Raw genomic sequence first — 20,498 nt, 5'->3', positions numbered from 1 at the left:
TATGCTGAATTCTGGACTTTTTTTGTTTATATCGACAGAAATACAGAATATTATCTCTGCTTAATAGACTGAAAAATAGAGATTTTAGTCTGGTTGTAGCCAAAAAACTGCGCTAAACCATTAAAGAGACTGGTAAAAATAGCGTTGTTTAAAAAAAGAACAAAGTGCGTTTTAACCATAAAACTACAAAATAAATAAATCACGTCATGAGTGGGGATCCATAAAAATGAGACCGAATGCGAAAACAGCGATCGCAGGGTTGATCGCACTGGCAATGTCGCATGTTGCGATGGCAGAGGATATTAAAGTCGCCGTGGTCGGCGCGATGTCTGGTCCGGTCGCCCAGTGGGGCGACATGGAGTTCAATGGCGCGCGTCAGGCGATTAAAGACATCAACGCTAAAGGCGGCATTAAAGGCAACAAACTGGTTGGCGTGGAGTATGACGACGCGTGCGACCCGAAACAGGCCGTTGCCGTGGCCAACAAAATCGTCAACGACGGCATTCAGTACGTTATCGGTCACCTTTGCTCCTCCTCCACGCAGCCGGCTTCCGACATCTATGAAGATGAAGGCATTCTGATGATCACGCCGGGCGCAACCAACCCGGAACTGACGCAGCGTGGCTATCAGCACATCATGCGTACCGCCGGTCTCGACTCCTCTCAGGGCCCGACCGCCGCGAAATATATTCTGGAGAAGGTGAAACCGCAGCGTATCGCTATCATCCACGATAAACAGCAGTACGGTGAAGGCCTGGCGCGTTCCGTGCAGGATGGCCTGAAAGCGGGTAAAGCCAATATCGTCTTCTTCGACGGTATCACCGCCGGAGAAAAAGATTTCTCGGCGCTGATCGCGCGCCTGAAAAAAGAGAATATCGATTTCGTTTACTTCGGCGGCTACTACCCGGAAATGGGCCAGATGCTGCGCCAGGCGCGTTCCGTCGGCCTGAAAACCCAGTTTATGGGCCCGGAAGGTGTGGGCAACGCGTCACTCTCTAACATCGCGGGCGATGCCGGGGAAGGCATGCTGGTGACGATGCCGAAACGCTATGACCAGGAACCGGCCAACAAAGCGATTGTGGATGCACTGAAGGCGCAGAAGAAAGATCCGAGCGGCCCGTACGTGTGGATCACCTATGCGGCGGTGCAGTCTCTGGCAACCGCGATGGAGCGTACCGGCAGCGATGAGCCGCTGGCGCTGGTAAAAGATTTGAAAGCAAACGGTGCGAACACCGTGATTGGGCCGCTGAAATGGGATGAAAAAGGCGATCTGAAGGGATTTGAGTTTGGTGTCTTCCAGTGGCACGCCGACGGCTCATCAACCCCGGCGAAGTAACTGTCATCCCACCCTCCGGGCGCAACACCCGGAGGGGTTGAAAAAGGTCATTTTATGTCAGAGCAGTTTCTCTATTTCATGCAGCAGATGTTTAACGGCGTTACGCTGGGAAGCACCTATGCATTGATCGCCATCGGTTACACCATGGTTTACGGCATTATCGGCATGATTAACTTCGCCCACGGCGAGGTGTATATGATCGGTAGCTATGTCTCCTTTATGATCATCGCTGCCCTGATGATGATGGGTATTGATACCAGCTGGCTGCTGGTTGCCGCCGGGTTTATCGGTGCGATTATTATCGCCAGCGCCTACGGCTGGAGTATTGAACGCGTCGCGTATCGCCCGGTGCGTAGCTCCAAGCGCCTGATTGCGCTGATCTCTGCCATCGGGATGTCCATCTTCCTGCAAAACTACGTTAGCCTGACGGAAGGTTCGCGCGACGTCGCGCTGCCGAGCCTGTTTAACGGTCAGTGGACGATTGGCAGCAGTGAAAACTTCTCGGCCAGCATCACCACCATGCAGCTGGTTATCTGGATTGTGACCTTTATTTCCATGCTGGCGCTGACGCTGTTTATCCGCTATTCCCGCATGGGCCGTGCCTGCCGCGCCTGTTCGGAAGACCTGAAAATGGCGAGTCTGCTGGGTATCAACACTGACCGCGTGATTGCACTTACCTTCGTAATTGGTGCGGCAATGGCAGCGGTTGCGGGCGTACTGCTCGGCCAGTTCTACGGCGTGATTAACCCGTATATCGGCTTTATGGCCGGGATGAAAGCCTTCACCGCGGCGGTGCTGGGCGGTATCGGCAGTATTCCAGGCGCAATGATTGGCGGCCTGATCCTCGGCATCGCCGAGGCGCTCTCTTCTGCTTATTTGAGTACTGAATACAAAGACGTGGTGTCGTTCGCCCTGCTGATTCTGGTGCTGCTGGTGATGCCGACCGGTATTCTGGGTCGCCCGGAGGTAGAGAAAGTATGAAACCGATGCATTTTGCAATGGCGCTGCTCTCTGCCGTCATGTTCTTTATTCTGGCGGGCGTCTTTATGGGCGTTCAGTTACAGCTGGATGGCACCAAACTGGTGGTGGGCTCGGCGGCGGATATTCGCTGGCAGTGGGTTTACATCGGTACGGCGGTGGTCTTCTTCTTCCAGTTGCTGCGTCCTGTTTTCCAGAACACCCTGAAAAACGTCTCCGGGCCGAAGTTTGTTCTGCCGGCGATTGATGGCTCCACCGTTAAACAGAAACTGTTCCTCGTGGCGCTGCTGGTGATCGCTGTGGCGTGGCCGTTTATGGTGTCGCGCGGTACGGTCGATATCGCCACCCTGACCATGATTTATATCATTCTCGGTCTCGGTCTGAACGTGGTTGTTGGCCTGTCTGGCCTGCTGGTGCTGGGCTACGGCGGTTTTTATGCCATCGGCGCGTATACCTTCGCGCTGCTGAACCACTATTACGGGCTTGGTTTCTGGACGTGTTTACCGCTGGCGGGGCTGGTTTCCGCGGCGGCGGGCTTCCTGCTTGGCTTCCCGGTGCTGCGTTTGCGCGGTGATTATCTGGCGATTGTCACCTTAGGCTTTGGGGAAATCGTTCGCATTCTGCTGCTCAACAACACTGAAATTACCGGCGGCCCGAACGGGATCAGCCAGATCCCTAAACCGACCTTCTTCGGCCTGGAGTTCAGCCGTTCCGCGCGTGAAGGCGGCTGGGATACTTTCAGCAACTTCTTCGGCGTGAAGTATGATCCGTCCGATCGCGTGATCTGGCTCTATCTGGTGGCGCTGCTGCTGGTGGTGTTCTCGCTGTTCGTGATTAACCGCCTGCTGCGTATGCCGCTGGGCCGTGCGTGGGAAGCGCTGCGTGAAGATGAAATCGCCTGCCGCTCCCTGGGCCTGAGCCCGACGCGTATCAAGCTGACGGCCTTTACCATCAGCGCCGCGTTCGCTGGTTTTGCCGGTACGCTGTTTGCCGCACGTCAGGGGTTCGTCAGCCCGGAATCGTTCACTTTCGCCGAATCCGCTTTCGTGCTGGCGATTGTGGTACTGGGCGGGATGGGCTCGCAGTTTGCGGTTATTCTTGCGGCTATTCTGCTGGTGGTCTCGCGTGAACTGATGCGCGACTTTAACGAATACAGCATGTTAATGCTGGGTGGTTTGATGGTGCTGATGATGATCTGGCGTCCGCAGGGCTTGTTGCCGATGACCCGTGTACAGATGAAGTTGAAAAACGGGAAAGCGAAAGGAGAGCAGGCATGAGTCAGCCATTATTATCCGTTAGCGGCCTGATGATGCGTTTTGGCGGCCTGCTGGCGGTCAATAACGTCAATCTTGAGCTGCATCCGCAGGAGATTGTCTCCCTGATTGGCCCGAACGGTGCGGGGAAAACTACGGTCTTTAACTGTCTGACCGGTTTCTACAAACCGACGGGCGGCACCATCATGCTGCGCGACCAGCACCTGGAAGGGCTGCCGGGCCAGCAAATCGCCCGCATGGGCGTGGTGCGTACCTTCCAGCACGTGCGCCTGTTCCGCGAAATGACGGTGATTGAAAACCTGCTGGTGGCGCAGCATCAACAACTGAAAACCGGCGTTTTCTCCGGCCTGCTGAAAACTCCGTCATTCCGTCGCGCCCAGAGCGAAGCGCTCGATCGCGCCGCGACCTGGCTTGAGCGTATTGGCCTGCTGGAACACGCTAACCGCCAGGCGAGCAACCTGGCGTACGGTGACCAGCGTCGTCTGGAGATCGCTCGCTGCATGGTCACGCAGCCGGAAATTCTGATGCTCGATGAGCCTGCTGCGGGCCTCAACCCGAAAGAAACCAAAGAGCTGGACGAGCTGATTGCCGAGCTACGTAACGAGCATAACACCACCATTTTGCTGATTGAGCATGACATGAAGCTGGTGATGGGCATTTCCGACCGCATCTACGTGGTGAACCAGGGCACGCCGCTGGCGAACGGTACGCCGGAGCAAATTCGTAACAACCCGGACGTCATTCGTGCGTATTTAGGTGAGGCATAAAATGGAAAAAGTCATGTTGTCTTTTGACAAGGTCAATGCCCACTACGGCAAGATCCAGGCGCTGCATGAGGTGAGTCTGCATATCAATCAGGGCGAAATCGTCACCCTGATTGGTGCCAACGGCGCGGGGAAAACCACGCTGCTGGGAACGCTGTGCGGCGACCCGCGCGCCACCAGCGGGCGTATTGTCTTTGATGATAAAGACATTACCGACTGGCAGACGGCGAAAATCATGCGCGAAGCGGTGGCGATTGTCCCGGAAGGGCGTCGTGTCTTCTCGCGTATGACGGTAGAAGAGAACCTGGCGATGGGCGGCTTCTTTGCCGAACGCGATCAGTTCCAGGAGCGTATTAAGTGGGTATACGAACTCTTCCCGCGCTTGCACGAGCGCCGTATTCAGCGTGCGGGTACCATGTCCGGCGGTGAGCAACAGATGCTGGCGATTGGTCGCGCGCTGATGAGCAACCCGCGCCTGTTGCTGCTGGATGAGCCTTCGCTCGGACTTGCGCCGATCATCATTCAGCAGATCTTCGACACCATCGAGCAACTGCGCGAGCAGGGGATGACCATCTTCCTTGTCGAGCAGAACGCCAACCAGGCGCTGAAGCTCGCTGACCGCGGCTACGTGCTCGAAAACGGTCACGTGGTGCTCGAAGATACCGGCGACGCGCTGCTGGCGAACGAAGCGGTGAGAAGTGCGTATTTGGGCGGTTAACGCATATGCCCGGTGGCGCTACGCTTACCGGGCCTACAAAGTTTGCGCAATAGATTGAATTTGTTATCAATTGTTGGCCGGATAAGGCGTTTATGCCGCATCCGGCAAGAACAAAGCGCACTTTGTCAGCAATCTGAGGAGCCGAAAGGCTCCTTTTTCATGGAAGAATCAAAATCCGAATTTGCCCTTCAGCTATTGCCATTATTTAATTTCGACAGTTATAAGTAGCACTAAATACCACGCACTTTACATGGATTATTCAGTAAATAATTGATTCAGGGAGAAATACGGTGCCACTCTTATTGATTTTGTCGGTTGCAGTGCAATTATTTTGCGCTTTCCATGTTGTACGTTCAGGAAATGATCGCTATTGGATTTTTATTATCCTTGTGTTCCCTGGGATAGGATGCCTTATCTACTTTTTATTTGTGGTTCTACCGGATGCGAGTTCCAGTTATCACGGACGTTCATTGACCTCTCATGCCATGGATAAAATAAGCCCAGAACGCCATCTTAGAAAACTGACGGAAGAGCTATCAATTGCTGAGACAAATCAGAATCACTTTTTACTGGCAAACGAGTTAGCACGCCTGGGGCGGTATCATCAGGCTATCCCTCATTATCGAGAGTCGCTGAGTGGCATTTTTGCTCATGAAGCACCGATGATGTTGAGTCTTGCCAGGGCTGAGTTCGCTACCCAGGATTTTGCGCGTTGCCAGCAAACGCTGGAAGATTTGATTAAATTCAATCCAGATTTTCAATCTTCAGAGGGGCACTTACTTTTTGCCAGAGCTTTAGCTGCTCAGGAAGACTACGCGGCCGCAGAGAGTGAGTTCAAGGTACTTGTTGAATACTACCCTGGCCCAGAAGCACGGATTCGCTACGCGGAAATGCTGGAAAAATCGAACCGCCTTCATGAAGCAAATGAGCAATATGTCGCTATTGTTGATACCGCTAAACGGTCAAGGTCGCAATACCGTAAATACCATCGCGAATGGATTAAAATAGCGAATGAAAAACTCCGGCAAGGTATTGTCAGATGAATGAAAGCATTTCCTCTTTGCTGCCCTGATGGAAAAACATGGTGAAGAGATAAAAGCGCTGGCAGATAAATAATAGATCTAAAATAGCGACTTTTTGTCTCTTTACTCTCACCTATACGTGCCCCACCTCCCATTTTCCTGTCACCGCAGCGTCATCGTCTTGCCATCCCTCTGACGCCTGACTATCTTTTTTTTGTAATAAAAACGTTATTTTTCTGTAATTCGAGCATGTCATGTTACCCCCGCGAGCATAAAACGCGTGAAATCGCGCATTCGAAACAACAAGAGAGATAATCAATGAAACTGTTACGACATACAGCCTCAGGATTGGCGCTCAGTCTGGTATTTGTTGGCCAGGCACTGGCAGTGACTAACATTCCGTTCTGGCATTCGATGGAAGGGGAGTTGGGTAAAGAAGTTGATTCTCTGGCGCAGCGTTTCAATGCCGCTAACCCGGATTACAAAATTGTGCCCATCTACAAGGGCAACTACGAACAGAACCTGAGCGCGGGTATCGCCGCGTTCCGCACCGGGAATGCCCCGGCGATTTTGCAGGTGTATGAAGTCGGCACCGCCACGATGATGGCGTCGAAAGCCATTAAACCGGTGTATGAGGTGTTTAAAGACGCCGGAATTAACTTCGATGAGTCGCAGTTTGTGCCGACGGTTTCCGGTTACTACTCCGATGCGAAAACCGGGCATCTCCTTTCTCAGCCGTTTAACAGCTCCACGCCAGTTCTCTACTACAACAAAGACGCCTTCAAAAAAGCGGGTCTGGACCCGGAGCAGCCGCCGAAAACCTGGCAGGACTTAGCGGCCTATACCGAAAAACTGAAAGCGGCGGGGATGAAGTGCGGTTACGCCAGCGGCTGGCAGGGGTGGATCCAACTGGAAAACTTCAGCGCCTGGAACGGCCTGCCGTTTGCCAGCAAAAACAACGGTTTTGACGGCACGGATGCGGTGCTGGAATTCAACAAACCGGAGCAGGTGAAACACATCGCGCTGTTGCAGGAGATGAACAAGAAGGGCGATTTCAGCTACGTGGGCCGCAAAGACGAATCGACCGAGAAGTTCTATAACGGCGACTGCGCGATTACCACCGCCTCTTCGGGTTCGCTGGCGAACATCCGTCAGTATGCCAAATTCAACTACGGCGTGGGCATGATGCCGTACGATGCAGACGCCAAAGGCGCGCCGCAGAACGCCATTATCGGCGGGGCAAGCCTGTGGGTGATGCAGGGTAAAGATAAAGAAACCTACACCGGTGTGGCGAAGTTCCTCGAATTCCTGGCGAAGCCGGAAAATGCCGCCGAGTGGCATCAGAAAACCGGTTATCTGCCAATCACTACCGCCGCCTATGACCTGACCCGCGAGCAGGGCTACTACGATAAAAACCCGGGTGCGGATACCGCCACGCGTCAGATGCTGAACAAGCCGCCGCTGTCGTTCACCAAAGGGCTGCGTCTGGGCAACATGCCGCAGATCCGCGTCATTGTCGATGAAGAACTGGAAAGCGTGTGGACCGGTAAGAAAACGCCTCAGCAGGCGCTGGATTCTGCCGTCGAGCGTGGGAATCAGCTGCTGCGCCGCTTTGAGAAATCGACGAAGTCTTAATGTGAAATGCCGGGTGGCGGCTGCGCCTTACCCGGCCTACAGAGATGTGTAGGCCGGATAAGCGTAGCGCCATCCGGCACTGCTCAGGAATTAAACCTCAATGTCATCTTCCCGTCCGGTGTTCCGCTCGCGTTGGCTGCCCTATTTGCTGGTTGCCCCGCAGCTGGTTATCACCGTTATTTTCTTTATCTGGCCTGCGGGCGAAGCGCTGTGGTACTCGCTGCAAAGCGTCGATCCGTTTGGTTTTTCCAGCCAGTTTGTTGGCCTGGATAACTTCGTCACCCTGTTCCAGGACAGTTACTATCTCGATTCTTTCTGGACGACGATAAAATTCAGCGCCATGGTGACCGTCAGCGGTCTGGTGATCTCGCTTGTCTTCGCCGCGCTGGTGGAGTACATCGTGCGCGGCAGTCGTCTGTATCAAACGCTGATGCTGCTGCCTTACGCCGTCGCGCCTGCCGTCGCGGCGGTGCTATGGATTTTCCTCTTCAACCCGGGGCGCGGGTTGATCACCCATGTCCTCGCCGAATTCGGTTACGACTGGAACCACGCGCAAAACAGCGGCCAGGCGATGTTCCTTGTGGTGTTCGCCTCGGTCTGGAAGCAAATCAGCTACAACTTCCTGTTCTTCTACGCTGCGCTGCAATCCATTCCGCGTTCGCTGATTGAGGCGGCGGCGATTGATGGCGCCGGCCCGATTCGCCGTTTCTTCAAGCTTGCTCTGCCGCTGATTGCGCCGGTGAGCTTCTTCCTGCTGGTGGTGAACCTGGTCTACGCCTTCTTCGATACCTTCCCGGTGATTGATGCCGCGACGGCGGGCGGGCCAGTGCAGGCGACCACCACGCTGATTTATAAAATTTATCGCGAAGGTTTTACCGGGCTGGATCTCTCGGCCTCTGCCGCGCAGTCGGTGGTGCTGATGTTCCTCGTCATCGTGCTGACGGTGGTGCAGTTCCGCTATGTGGAAAGTAAGGTGCGTTACCAATGATTGAGAACCGTCCGGGGCTGACGATATTCAGCCATACGATGTTGATTCTGGGGATTGCGGTGATCCTCTTCCCGCTGTACGTCGCCTTCGTGGCGGCGACGCTGGATGACCAGGCGGTTTTCGCCACGCCGATGACGCTGATTCCGGGTACGCATCTGCTGGAAAATATGCATCACATCTGGGTGAACGGTGTTGGCGTAAACAGCGCACCGTTCTGGCGAATGATGCTTAACAGTTTTGTGATGGCCTTCAGCATAACGGTGGGAAAAATCACCGTCTCGATGCTCTCTGCATTTGCGATTGTCTGGTTCCGCTTTCCGCTGCGTAACCTCTTCTTCTGGATGATTTTTATCACCCTGATGCTGCCGGTTGAGGTGCGTATCTTCCCGACGGTAGAGGTCATTGCCAACCTGAAGATGCTGGATAGTTACGCCGGGCTGACGCTGCCGCTAATGGCGTCGGCAACCGCGACGTTCCTGTTCCGTCAGTTCTTTATGACCCTCCCGGATGAGCTGGTGGAAGCCGCGCGTATTGATGGCGCCTCGCCGATGCGTTTTTTCCGCGACATCGTCTTCCCGCTGTCGAAAACCAATCTGGCGGCGCTTTTCGTGATCACCTTTATCTATGGCTGGAACCAGTATCTGTGGCCGCTGCTGATCATCACCGATGTTGATCTCGGCACCACCGTTGCGGGTATCAAAGGCATGATCGCCACCGGCGAAGGCACAACCCAATGGAACCAGGTGATGGCAGCGATGTTATTAACGCTTATCCCACCCGTGGTGATTGTTTTAGTGATGCAGCGTGCCTTTGTACGCGGTTTAGTGGACAGTGAGAAATAAGATGGCAGGACTGAAATTACAGGCAATAACCAAAAGCTGGGATGGCAAAACCCAGGTCATTAAACCGCTGACGCTGGACGTGGCCGATGGCGAATTCATCGTGATGGTCGGGCCGTCCGGCTGCGGGAAATCCACGCTGCTGCGCATGGTGGCCGGGCTTGAACGCGCGACCAGCGGCGATATCTGGATTGACGGCAAGCGCGTGACCGAAATGGAACCGAAAGATCGCGGCATTGCGATGGTGTTCCAGAACTACGCCCTCTACCCGCATATGAGCGTGGAGGAGAACATGGCGTGGGGGCTGAAAATACGCGGCATGGGTAAACAGCAGATTGCCGAGCGGGTGAAAGAGGCCGCGCGTATTCTGGAGCTTGACGGCCTGCTTAAGCGTCGCCCGCGCGAGCTTTCTGGCGGTCAGCGTCAGCGCGTTGCAATGGGCCGTGCAATTGTGCGCGACCCGGCGGTGTTCCTGTTCGATGAACCGCTCTCGAATCTGGATGCCAAGCTGCGCGTGCAGATGCGCCTTGAGCTGCAACAACTGCATCGCCGCCTGAAAACCACCTCGCTGTACGTGACCCACGATCAGGTTGAGGCGATGACGCTCGCCCAGCGGGTGATGGTGATGAATGGCGGCATCGCCGAACAGATTGGTACGCCAGTAGAAGTGTACGAAAAGCCCGCCAGCCTGTTTGTGGCGAGTTTTATCGGCAGCCCGGCGATGAACCTGCTGGCCGGGCGCATCAACAATGAAGGCACGCACTTTGAACTGGATGAGGGTCTGTTGCTGCCGCTGAATGGCTACGCTCGCCAGCACGCCGGGCGTAAAATGACGCTCGGTATCCGCCCGGAGCATATTGCGTTAAGCTCGCAGGCGGAAGGCGGGATACCGCTGGTGATGGACACTCTGGAGATGCTGGGCGCGGATAACCTAGCGCATGGTCGCTGGGGCGCGCAAAAGCTGGTGGTGCGTCTGTCTCATCAGGAACGCCCGACGGCAGGCAGCACGCTGTGGTTGCATGTGCCGGACAATCATTTGCATCTTTTTGATGGCGAAACAGGACAAAGAATATGAGTAACTGGCCTTATCCCCACGTTGCGGCCCATCGTGGCGGCGGCAGACTGGCTCCGGAAAACACGCTGGCGGCTATAGATGTGGGGGCGCGATACGGTCACACCATGATTGAGTTCGACGTGAAGTTGTCGAAAGACGGCGAAATTTTCCTGTTGCACGACGATAACCTTGAGCGCACCAGCAACGGCTGGGGCGTGGCGGGCGAACTGAACTGGCACGATTTACTGCGCGTGGACGCGGGTAGCTGGTTTAGTGGTGAATTCAAAGGTGAACCGCTGCCGCTGCTCTCGCAGGTGGCGGAACGTTGCCGCGAATACGGCATGATGGCGAACATCGAAATCAAACCGACCACCGGAACCGGGCCGCTAACCGGGAAAGCGGTGGCGCTGGCGGCGCGTGAACTGTGGGCAGGCATGACGCCGCCGCTGCTCTCGTCGTTTGAAATTGATGCGCTGGAAGCGGCACAGCAGGCCGCGCCGGAATTGCCGCGTGGTTTATTGCTGGATGAATGGCGTGATGACTGGCGTGAACTGACCACACGGCTGGGCTGCGTGTCGATTCACCTCAACCACAAACTGCTGGATGAAGCGCGCGTGGATGCCCTGCGTGAGGCGGGTCTGAAGATTCTGGTCTATACGGTGAACAAGCCCCAGCGCGCATCACAACTGCTGCGCTGGGGCGTGAACTGCATCTGCACCGATGCCATTGATATCATCGGCCCGAACTTCCAGCCTTAAGGCAGATTGGTTTTCACCGGCAGATTAGGATTGTTATTCAACATGTCGCCATTCTGCCGCTGCGGCAACATATGCTGCTGATTATTCAACATCGAATCGCTATTCCCTGATGCCCCGCCCTGGTTCAGCATCCCGCCGTTAGTATTGGGGAGCATTTGCTGACCGGCGGGGTTTCGCTCCCCCGGCTGGGCCTGCTGGATACGCTGCCTGTCATTATTCATCTGCGTCTGAAGCTGTTGCTGCTGAACGCGCGTTTGCGTTTGCAACTGTTGATTCAGCATCCCTTTCTGCTGCACCTGCTGCGATTTCATCTGGGTTTGTAACCGCTGCTGGCTCGGAATTTTGTAATCCGGCAGATTGGGGTTGTTAGTGGTATTGAGTGGCTGTGCTAAAGCGGCAAACGGAAGCAGTGCCGCCAGAATCAGTAATCGTTTCATTGTCTCTCCTCCCTTCTGAGGGATCTCTTAAGTTTACCTCGTTTTTGCCATAACGATGATTTTTTAGGAGTTTTGAACCAGGCTTAAGCGGGACCTGTTACCCCAATTCTGGAGAACAACGATGATGAAACAGACGTTTGCGCGTTGGCTGGCGATTGCCGCGCTGACCGCCGGAGGGAGTTTTGCCGTGGCGGCAGCGACGACCGAGCCTGCTGCACCACCGGTATCTTATGGCGTAGAGGAAGATGTTTTTCACCCGGTGCGCGCGCATCAGGGGATGGTAGCGTCGGTGGACGCGCTCGCCACCCAGGTCGGGGTGCAAATCCTGAAAGAGGGCGGTAATGCCGTCGATGCGGCCGTGGCGGTGGGGTATGCGCTGGCGGTGACGCATCCGCAAGCCGGGAACCTGGGCGGCGGCGGATTTATGCTGCTGCGCACCAAAGACGGGAAGACAACGGCTATCGACTTCCGCGAAATGGCCCCCGCCCAGGCCACGCGCGATATGTTCCTCGATGACCATGGCAACCCGGATAGCAAAAAATCGCTGACCTCGCATCTGGCCTCCGGTACGCCGGGCACGGTGGCGGGTTTCTCATTGGCGCTGGAAAAGTATGGCACGCTGCCGCTCAACAAAGTGGTTCAGCCCGCGTTCAAACTGGCGCGCGATGGCTTTGTGGTGAACGATGCGCTGGCAGACGATCTCAAAACCTACGGCAGTGAAGTCATTCCCAACCATGAAAACAGCAAAGCGATTTTCTGGAAAGACGGCGAGCCGCTGAAAAAGGGCGACAAGCTGGTGCAAAAAGATCTGGCGAAAAGCCTGGAGCTGATTGCCGAAAGCGGCCCGGATGCGTTTTATAAAGGCGCCATCGCCGATCAGATTGCCGACGAGATGCACAAACACGGTGGACTGATTACCAAAGCGGATCTCGCCGAATACAAAGCGATAGAGCGCACGCCAATCAGCGGTGATTATCGCGGTTACCAAGTCTTCTCGATGCCGCCACCGTCTTCCGGCGGGATCCACATTGTGCAAATCCTCAATATTCTCGAAAATTTCGACATGCATAAATATGGCTTTGGCAGCGCCGACGCCATGCAGGTGATGGCGGAAGCCGAGAAACATGCCTATGCGGATCGCTCAGAATACCTTGGCGACCCGGATTCTGTGAAGGTGCCGTGGCAGGCCCTGACCAGCAAAGCCTATGCGAAATCGATAGCCGAACAGATTGATGTCAACAAGGCGAAACCATCCAGTGAAATTCGCCCTGGCAAACTCGCGCCTTACGAGAGCAATCAAACCACCCATTTCTCGGTGGTGGATAAAGACGGTAACGCGGTGGCGGTGACCTATACACTGAATACCACCTTCGGTACCGGGATTGTTGCCGGGAACAGCGGCATTCTGATGAATAATCAGATGGATGATTTCTCTGCCAAGCCGGGCGTGCCGAACGTTTATGGCCTGGTCGGCGGTGACGCGAATGCGGTAGGGCCGAAGAAGCGTCCGCTGTCGTCGATGTCGCCAACGATTGTGGTGAAAGACGGCAAAACCTGGCTGGTTACCGGTAGCCCTGGCGGCAGCCGGATTATCACCACGGTGCTGCAAATGGTGGTGAATACCATCGATTATGGGATGAATGTTGCGGAAGCCACTAACGCGCCGCGATTCCATCACCAGTGGCTGCCGGATGAACTGCGCGTGGAGAAGGGCTTTAGCCCGGATACGCTGAAGCTTCTGGAGCAGAAGGGGCAGAAAGTGGCCTTGAAAGAGGCGATGGGCAGTACACAGAGCATTATGGTAGGGCCAGACGGCACGCTGTATGGCGCATCTGACCCGCGTTCGGTGGATGATTTGGCGGCGGGGTACTGAATTTAACCCCCTCACCCTAACCCTCTCCCTCAAGGGAGAGGGGACCGATTCTCCCTCTCCCTGTGGGAGAGGGCCGGGGAGAGGGCATCAGGCCGCACTTAATCCTTTCACTCGCGCCATAAAATACGCATCCACATATTCCCCGTTGCGCAGCCCATACTTCTTCCCGGTGCCTTCAATTTCAAAGCCGTGCTTCTTATACACCGCAACCGCCGGGGCGTTATCGACGAACACCGTGAGCTCAATGCGTTCTACGCGCAGCCAGTTGTCGCACATATCAATCATCTCGCGCACTAACGCGCTGGCGACGCCGCGGTTTTGCCAGCCAGCATCAACGCAAATGCCGAAATCAGCCACGTGACTGCGGCGAGGGCGTTGCGCTACATCGATGCACAAATGCCCGACCACCGTGTCGTCAATGCAGGCGACAAGCTGTTTGATGCCGGGCTGGTCGGCAAGACGCGCTTCCCACATTTGCTCGGAAGGATGAGGAACCTGTAGCGTGTTGTAATACACCTCCGGCTGGGCGTGGATCTGCCGAATGGCAGCGTAATCTTTCGGTTCCGCGTGGCGTATCACTATCTCACTCATTCCTTGTTTCCTTTGTGGGGGGATTATCCCTTTCAACATCATTGACTTTAAAAGCGGAGTCAACTGACATTTTTTGCAAAAAGTGTTGGACAAGTGCGAATGAGAATGATTATTATTGTAATGCATTCAGGAAGACCCCTGAGGGAGAACCTGAAAGCACGACATTGCTCACATTGCTTCCAGTATTACTTTAGCCAGCCGCGTGCTGGCTTTTTTTTGGGGATTGTTCCAGCCTGGCTTACTTGCCATTTTGTTCCCGGGCTGTGCTCGCAATCCTCACGTACATTAAGTACGCTCCGGTTGCTGCGCGCAGGCCGGAAACAAACTGGCTGCGACGCCGATGGCTGGTGCGCGGGCATTGGTGTCATTCCTTGTCCAAACTTCCTCATTTTGTCTCTCTTCGCTTTGCGCTATGGTGTAACCAGATACCTTTAAAGGACGACATCATGGCCCTACATTGTGCATTCATTGGTTTTGGTAAAAGCACCACCCGCTATCATCTTCCCTATGTTCTGAACCGCAAAGACAGCTGGCACGTGGCGCATATCTATCGTCGCAGCGCGAAGCCGGAAGAGCAGCATCCGCAGTATTCTCACATTCACTTCACCAGCGACCTGGATGAAGTGCTCAATGACCCGGAAGTGAAACTGGTGGTGGTGTGTACCCACGCTGATAGCCACTTCGACTACGCGAAGCGCGCGCTGGAAGCCGGGAAAAACGTGTTGGTCGAAAAGCCGTTCACCCCCACGCTTGCCGAAGCGAAAGAACTGTTTGCGCTGGCGAAAAGCAAAGGGCTGACGGTTACGCCGTATCAGAACCGCCGTTTTGACTCCTGCTTCCTGACTGCGAAAAAGGCCATTGAAAGCGGAAAACTTGGTGACATTGTGGAAATCGAAAGCCACTTTGACTACTTCCGCCCGGTGGCGGAAACCAAACCTGGGTTACCGCAGGATGGCGCGTTTTACGGCCTTGGCGTGCATACGATGGACCAGATCATTTCCCTGTTTGGCCGCCCGGATCACGTCGCTTATGACATCCGTAGCCTGCGAAACAAAGCCAACCCGGACGACACCTTTGAAGCGCAGCTTTTCTACGGCGATCTGAAGGCCATTGTCAAAACCAGCCACCTGGTGAAAATCGATTACCCGAAATTTATCGTGCACGGCACCAAAGGCTCGTACCTGAAATACGGTATCGACCAGCAGGAAACCAGCCTGAAAGCCAATATTATGCCGGGTGAACCGGGCTTCGCCGCTGATGACTCCATCGGGCAGCTTGAGTACGTCAACGCTGAAGGCGTGACGGTGAAAGAAGAGGTGAAACCGGAAACCGGCGACTATGGCCGCGTCTACGATGCGCTGTATCAAACCCTTACCCAGGGCACGCCGAATTACGTCAAGGAATCTGAAGTTCTGACCAACCTTGAGATCCTCGAACGTGCCTTCGAACAGGCATCACCTGCCACGATCGCCCTCGCTAAATAAGATGTTAAGGCTCCTCTATTCTTGTTCACATTTTTTGAACAGAGGAGTCAATTTTCACCCACTATCATCCCAGGCGGTTTAGGGCCACACTTACTCCATCGAAAACATGAGGGGGTAACAAATGATTTTCTTACGCAAAGCAAATGAACGTGGTCATGCAAATCATGGTTGGCTGGATTCCTGGCATACCTTCTCGTTTGCTAACTATTACGACCCGAATTTTATGGGCTTCTCGGCACTGCGCGTGATTAACGATGACGTGATTGATGCAGGCCAGGGGTTCGGTACGCACCCGCATAAAGATATGGAAATTTTGACCTATGTACTGGAAGGCGCTGTTGAGCACCAGGACAGCATGGGCAACAAAGAACAGGTTCCGGCGGGTGAGTTCCAGATTATGAGCGCGGGTACCGGTGTACGTCACTCCGAGTACAACCCGAGCAACACTGACCGTCTGCGTCTGTATCAAATCTGGATCATTCCAGAAGAAACCGGTATTACGCCGCGCTACGAACAGCGTCGCTTTGACGCCGAGCAGGGTAAACAACTGGTGCTGTCGCCGGATGCGCGTGATGGTTCGCTGAAAGTGCACCAGGATATGGAACTCTATCGCTGGGCGCTGGCGAAAGATGAGCAGTCGGTGCACCAGATTGCCGCTGACCGCCGCGTGTGGATTCAGGTGGTAAAAGGTAACGTCACTATCAATGGTACCAAAGCCACCACCAGTGATGGCCTGGCAATTTGGGATGAGCAGGCGATTTCTGTTCATGCCGACAGCGAAAGCGAAATTCTGCTCTTCGATCTGCCGCCAGTATGATAACTCGTAAATAAATAAGAGAACCTCCCCAATCAACCGGGGAGGTTCTCTTATCTCCGTGGTAAACTGAGAGGATGTTTCACTTTTATTTCTCTCAGGACGATGAAAAAGAAAAGACCCGTACTTCAGGATGTGGCCGATCGCGTCGGCGTGACCAAAATGACGGTCAGCCGTTTTTTACGCAATCCGGAGCAGGTCTCCGTCGCGCTGCGAGGTAAAATTGCTCAGGCCCTGGATGAGCTGGGTTATATTCCTAATCGTGCCCCTGATATTCTCTCCAATGCGACCAGCCGTGCGGTTGGCGTTCTTCTTCCTTCCTTAACCAACCAGGTTTTCGCAGAAGTGCTTCGCGGCATTGAAAGCGTGACCGACGCCTATGGTTATCAGACGATGCTTGCGCACTACGGCTATAAGCCGGAACTGGAGCAGGAGCGTCTGGAATCGATGCTGTCGTGGAATATTGACGGCCTGATCCTTACCGAGCGTTCGCATACGCCGCGTACTCTGAAGATGATTGAAGTTGCGGGCATTCCGGTTGTCGAACTGATGGACAGCAAATCGCCATGCCTCGATATCGCGGTCGGTTTCGATAACTTCGAAGCTGCGCGGCAGATGACGGCAGCGATTATCGCGCGCGGCCATCGCCATATCGCTTATCTTGGCGCGCGTCTTGATGAACGTACTATCATCAAACAGAAGGGTTATGAGCAGGCGATGCTCGATGCCGGGCTGGTGCCTTACAGCGTGATGGTCGAGCAATCATCCTCTTACTCGTCGGGGATTGAGCTGATGCGCCAGGCGCGTCGCGAATATCCACAGCTTGACGGCATCTTCTGTACCAACGATGACCTTGCGGTGGGCGCATCCTTTGAGTGCCAGCGTCTGGGCTTACGTATTCCTGATGATATCGCCATCGCCGGTTTCCACGGCCATGACATCGGGCAAGTGATGGAACCCCGCCTGGCAAGCGTCCTGACGCCGCGTGAGCGAATGGGGCGCATCGGCGCGGAACGTCTGTTAGCACGGATCCGAGGTGAAGCAGTTACTCCTAAAATGTTAGATTTAGGTTTCACTTTGTCACCGGGCGGTTCAATTTAGCCCCGACAAATTTGAACTAGATCACACATATTCATTTCCGGCACGAATGGTGATTGCTTCTCCACTGGTCCGGCATGACAATGTTACCGATAACAGTTACCCGTAACAAATTCTTGTGTCCAGCAGGAGGACGCTTTGAGCACGACTAATCATGATCACCATGTCTACGTTCTGATGGGCGTATCTGGCAGTGGTAAATCCGCAGTCGCCAGTGAAGTGGCGCATCGACTGAATGCCGCGTTTCTTGATGGCGATTTCCTTCATCCGCGTTGCAACATCGTCAAAATGTCCTCCGGCGAACCGCTGAACGACGACGACCGCAAACCGTGGCTGCAGGCGCTGAACGACGCCGCATTCGCGATGCAGCGTACCAACAAAGTTTCCCTGATTGTCTGCTCTGCGCTGAAAAAAGCGTACCGCGACATTCTGCGTGAAGGTAACCCGAATCTCTCCTTCGTGTACCTGAAAGGCGATTTCGACCTGATCGAAAGCCGTCTGAAAGCACGTAAAGGTCACTTCTTCAAAACGCAAATGCTGGTGACGCAGTTCGAAACGCTGCAGGAACCGAATGCTGAAGAACGCGATGTGCTGGTGGTTGATATCGATCAGCCGCTGGAAGGCGTCATCAACAGTACTATTGAAGTGATTAACAAAGGCAGTAACGCGTGACAACTTTAACGCTGGTTTTAACAGCAGTAGGCTCTGTTCTGCTGCTGTTGTTTTTAGTCATGAAGGCGCGTATGCACGCCTTCCTGGCTTTGATGGTGGTTTCTATTGGTGCAGGTCTTTTCTCGGGTATGCCGCTGATTAAGATCGCGCAAACCATGGAAAAAGGGATGGGCGGTACGCTGGGCTTCCTGGCTATCGTGGTCGCGCTGGGCGCGATGTTCGGCAAAATTCTGCATGAAACGGGCGCGGTCGATCAGATTGCCGTCAAAATGCTGAAATCCTTTGGTCACAGCCGCGCGCACTATGCGATTGGCCTGGCGGGTCTGATTTGCGCACTGCCGCTGTTCTTCGAAGTGGCGATTGTGCTGTTGATTAGCGTAGCGTTCTCTATGGCGCGTCACACCGGGACTAACCTGGTGAAACTGGTTATCCCTCTGTTCGCCGGTGTTGCGGCGGCGGCGGCGTTCCTGCTGCCTGGGCCTGCGCCGATGCTGCTGGCTTCCCAGATGCACGCTGATTTCGGGTGGATGATTCTGATTGGCCTGTGCGCGGCGATTCCGGGCATGATCATTGCCGGCCCGCTGTGGGGCAACTTCATCAGCCGTTACGTTGAGCTGAGCATTCCGGAAGACATCACCGAGCCGCACCTGGGCGAAGGCAAAATGCCATCGTTCGGTTTCAGCCTCGCGCTGATTCTGCTGCCGCTGGTCCTGGTGGGTCTGAAAACGATTGCCGCGCGCTTTGTGGCTGAAGGCTCTACCGCGTACGAATGGTTTGAATTTATCGGTCACCCCTTCACTGCAATCCTGATTGCGTGTCTGGTTGCCATTTATGGTCTGGCGTATCGTCAGGGCATGGCGAAAGATAAAGTGATGGAAATCTGTGGTCACGCGCTGCAACCTGCGGGCATCATCCTGCTGGTTATCGGTGCAGGTGGCGTGTTCAAACAGGTTCTGGTTGACTCTGGCGTGGGCCCGGCTCTGGGCGAAGCGCTGACCGGTATGGGTCTGCCGATTGCGCTGACCTGCTTCATCCTGGCGGCTGCGGTACGTATCATTCAGGGTTCCGCAACGGTTGCTTGTCTGACGGCGGTGGGTCTGGTGATGCCGGTGATTGAACAGCTGAACTACAACGGCGCGCAGATGGCGGCACTCTCTATCTGTATCGCGGGCGGCTCGATTGTGGTCAGCCACGTGAACGATGCTGGTTTCTGGTTATTTGGTAAGTTTACGAATGCCACCGAAGCACAGACGCTGAAAACCTGGACCATGATGGAAACCATCCTCGGTACCGTGGGCGCGATTGTCGGTATGATTGCGTTTACCCTGCTGAGCTAGGTTTTACAGAACGTTATTGCGAAAGGGCTTCCTGATGGAAGCCCTTTTTTATTGGCTAAATCGCCCGGTGGCGCTTCGCTTACCGGGCCGATGGGATGGCGGAATTGTTGTAGGCTGGGTAAGGCGTAGCCGCCACCCGGCGTCGTTCTGCTCCATCACCCCTTCATCCACATCCGAATGCCATCCAGGAACATCTGGGTTGCCATCATCACCAGAATCAGCCCCATCAGGCGCTCCAGCGCGTTCACGCCTTTCTCTCCCAGCAGGCGCAGGAACAGCGACGATTGCAGCAGAATGGCCACCGTGCCGCCCCAGGCAATCAGCAAAGCGATAACGAGGTGGCTCATATTGTTGGGATATTGATGCGAGAGCAGCATCAGGGTGGCCAGCAGCGTCGGTCCGGCGACCAGCGGAATGGCAAGCGGCACAATAAAAGGCTCTTCCCCCGCCGGTAAACCGGAACTGTTTTCGGAACTGCTGGGAAATATCATCTTAATGGCAATCAAAAACAGAATGATGCCGCCAGAGATAGAAACCGTTTCGGCACGCAGGTTCAAAAAAGCCAAAATCTTCTCGCCCGCGAACAGGAAAATCAGCATGACGAGAAGTGCGATTAAAAGCTCACGTATCATGATCGCCCTGCGGCGTCTGGGTTCCGTGTGTTTTAATACCGACATAAAAATCGGCAAGTTTCCTAATGGATCCATAATCAGGATCAACAAAACGGATGCAGAAAAGATTTCATTCATAACCTAAATTCCCTGATAATCATTGCGGATTTTCTGCTAAACACGTGGCCGATGGAAAGGTTTCCGAAGTGGCGCGT

At 54.6% G+C, this 20,498-nt stretch carries 20 protein-coding genes; 17 read left to right on the top strand and 3 right to left on the bottom strand.

Translation table 11 applies throughout. From position 1 onward, the window contains the following. Window positions 1-226: 226 nt before the first annotated feature. From livK to ugpQ, 11 genes are all read left to right on the top strand, one after another. Window positions 227-1,336 carry a high-affinity branched-chain amino acid ABC transporter substrate-binding protein LivK gene (livK, locus tag AC1MKH_RS22950; RefSeq protein ID WP_276218857.1) on the top strand — a complete coding sequence of 370 codons (1,110 nt, stop codon included), beginning with the start codon at window positions 227-229 and terminating at the stop codon, window positions 1,334-1,336. 54 nt (window positions 1,337-1,390) lie between these two features. Continuing rightward, window positions 1,391-2,317: a high-affinity branched-chain amino acid ABC transporter permease LivH gene (livH, locus tag AC1MKH_RS22945; RefSeq protein ID WP_276218855.1), complete on the top strand. Its 927-nt coding sequence runs from the start codon at window positions 1,391-1,393 to the stop codon at window positions 2,315-2,317. Continuing rightward, window positions 2,314-3,591: a high-affinity branched-chain amino acid ABC transporter permease LivM gene (locus AC1MKH_RS22940; RefSeq protein WP_276218853.1), complete on the top strand. Its 1,278-nt coding sequence runs from the start codon at window positions 2,314-2,316 to the stop codon at window positions 3,589-3,591. The genes livH and AC1MKH_RS22940 overlap by 4 nt, the downstream gene beginning before the upstream one ends. Continuing rightward, window positions 3,588-4,355 (top strand): high-affinity branched-chain amino acid ABC transporter ATP-binding protein LivG, encoded by a 768-nt coding sequence (gene livG, locus AC1MKH_RS22935; protein ID WP_276218851.1) that lies wholly within the window; start codon window positions 3,588-3,590, stop codon window positions 4,353-4,355. The genes AC1MKH_RS22940 and livG overlap by 4 nt, the downstream gene beginning before the upstream one ends. A 1-nt stretch (window position 4,356) precedes the next feature. After that, window positions 4,357-5,070 (top strand): high-affinity branched-chain amino acid ABC transporter ATP-binding protein LivF, encoded by a 714-nt coding sequence (livF, locus tag AC1MKH_RS22930; RefSeq protein WP_015962635.1) that lies wholly within the window; start codon window positions 4,357-4,359, stop codon window positions 5,068-5,070. 290 nt (window positions 5,071-5,360) lie between these two features. Further along, window positions 5,361-6,113 (top strand): hypothetical protein, encoded by a 753-nt coding sequence (locus AC1MKH_RS22925; RefSeq protein WP_442961879.1) that lies wholly within the window; start codon window positions 5,361-5,363, stop codon window positions 6,111-6,113. A gap of 297 nt (window positions 6,114-6,410) precedes the next feature. Then, on the top strand, window positions 6,411-7,727 hold the full coding sequence (ugpB, locus tag AC1MKH_RS22920) for a sn-glycerol-3-phosphate ABC transporter substrate-binding protein UgpB (protein ID WP_276218848.1): 1,317 nt from the start codon (window positions 6,411-6,413) through the stop codon (window positions 7,725-7,727). Window positions 7,728-7,827: 100 nt separating this feature from the next. Beyond that, window positions 7,828-8,715: a sn-glycerol-3-phosphate ABC transporter permease UgpA gene (ugpA, locus tag AC1MKH_RS22915; protein WP_276218846.1), complete on the top strand. Its 888-nt coding sequence runs from the start codon at window positions 7,828-7,830 to the stop codon at window positions 8,713-8,715. Then, on the top strand, window positions 8,712-9,557 hold the full coding sequence (ugpE, locus tag AC1MKH_RS22910; RefSeq protein WP_276218844.1) for a sn-glycerol-3-phosphate ABC transporter permease UgpE: 846 nt from the start codon (window positions 8,712-8,714) through the stop codon (window positions 9,555-9,557). Before ugpA ends, ugpE begins: the two co-directional genes overlap by 4 nt. Before the next feature lies 1 nt (window position 9,558). Beyond that, window positions 9,559-10,629: a sn-glycerol-3-phosphate import ATP-binding protein UgpC gene (locus AC1MKH_RS22905; protein WP_276218842.1), complete on the top strand. Its 1,071-nt coding sequence runs from the start codon at window positions 9,559-9,561 to the stop codon at window positions 10,627-10,629. After that, the gene (gene ugpQ / locus AC1MKH_RS22900) at window positions 10,626-11,366 is read left to right on the top strand and encodes a glycerophosphodiester phosphodiesterase (RefSeq protein ID WP_276218840.1); all 741 of its coding nucleotides are present in this window, start codon (window positions 10,626-10,628) and stop codon (window positions 11,364-11,366) included. The genes AC1MKH_RS22905 and ugpQ overlap by 4 nt, the downstream gene beginning before the upstream one ends. Here ugpQ and AC1MKH_RS22895 read toward each other — a convergent pair. After that, the gene (locus AC1MKH_RS22895) at window positions 11,363-11,803 is read right to left on the bottom strand and encodes a DUF2756 family protein (protein ID WP_276218838.1); all 441 of its coding nucleotides are present in this window, start codon (window positions 11,801-11,803) and stop codon (window positions 11,363-11,365) included. The two genes, ugpQ and AC1MKH_RS22895, sit on opposite strands and share 4 nt — an antisense overlap. 121 nt (window positions 11,804-11,924) lie before the next feature. Here AC1MKH_RS22895 and ggt point away from each other — a divergent pair, with 121 nt between their 5' ends. After that, entirely contained in the window at window positions 11,925-13,676 is a 1,752-nt protein-coding gene (ggt, locus tag AC1MKH_RS22890) for a gamma-glutamyltransferase (RefSeq protein WP_276218836.1), read from the top strand. Between the two features lie 87 nt (window positions 13,677-13,763). Here the strand turns inward: ggt and yhhY are convergent, their stop codons facing one another. Further along, window positions 13,764-14,267: an N-acetyltransferase gene (yhhY, locus tag AC1MKH_RS22885; protein ID WP_276218835.1), complete on the bottom strand. Its 504-nt coding sequence runs from the start codon at window positions 14,265-14,267 to the stop codon at window positions 13,764-13,766. 446 nt (window positions 14,268-14,713) lie between these two features. Here yhhY and AC1MKH_RS22880 point away from each other — a divergent pair, with 446 nt between their 5' ends. From AC1MKH_RS22880 to gntU, 5 genes are all read left to right on the top strand, one after another. Then, complete coding sequence (locus AC1MKH_RS22880) at window positions 14,714-15,751, top strand: oxidoreductase (RefSeq protein WP_276218832.1); 1,038 nt, start codon at window positions 14,714-14,716, stop codon at window positions 15,749-15,751. 121 nt (window positions 15,752-15,872) lie between these two features. After that, window positions 15,873-16,568: a pirin family protein gene (locus AC1MKH_RS22875; protein ID WP_276218801.1), complete on the top strand. Its 696-nt coding sequence runs from the start codon at window positions 15,873-15,875 to the stop codon at window positions 16,566-16,568. 102 nt (window positions 16,569-16,670) lie between these two features. Then, the gene (gene gntR, locus AC1MKH_RS22870) at window positions 16,671-17,666 is read left to right on the top strand and encodes a gluconate operon transcriptional repressor GntR (RefSeq protein ID WP_015962646.1); all 996 of its coding nucleotides are present in this window, start codon (window positions 16,671-16,673) and stop codon (window positions 17,664-17,666) included. A gap of 135 nt (window positions 17,667-17,801) precedes the next feature. Further along, on the top strand, window positions 17,802-18,335 hold the full coding sequence (gene gntK, locus AC1MKH_RS22865; protein WP_276218798.1) for a gluconokinase: 534 nt from the start codon (window positions 17,802-17,804) through the stop codon (window positions 18,333-18,335). After that, a complete protein-coding gene (gene gntU, locus AC1MKH_RS22860) occupies window positions 18,332-19,672 on the top strand; it encodes a gluconate transporter (RefSeq protein ID WP_276218796.1) in 1,341 nt (446 codons plus the stop codon). Before gntK ends, gntU begins: the two co-directional genes overlap by 4 nt. 155 nt (window positions 19,673-19,827) lie before the next feature. Here the strand turns inward: gntU and AC1MKH_RS22855 are convergent, their stop codons facing one another. Beyond that, window positions 19,828-20,421 carry a YhgN family NAAT transporter gene (locus AC1MKH_RS22855; protein ID WP_015962649.1) on the bottom strand — a complete coding sequence of 198 codons (594 nt, stop codon included), beginning with the start codon at window positions 20,419-20,421 and terminating at the stop codon, window positions 19,828-19,830. Window positions 20,422-20,498: the final 77 nt, after the last annotated feature.

Source organism: Pseudocitrobacter sp. CD920760, assembly GCF_057782505.1.
Note: the sequence above shows the minus strand (reverse complement) of the source record. Positions and strands in the feature narration are given on the sequence as shown.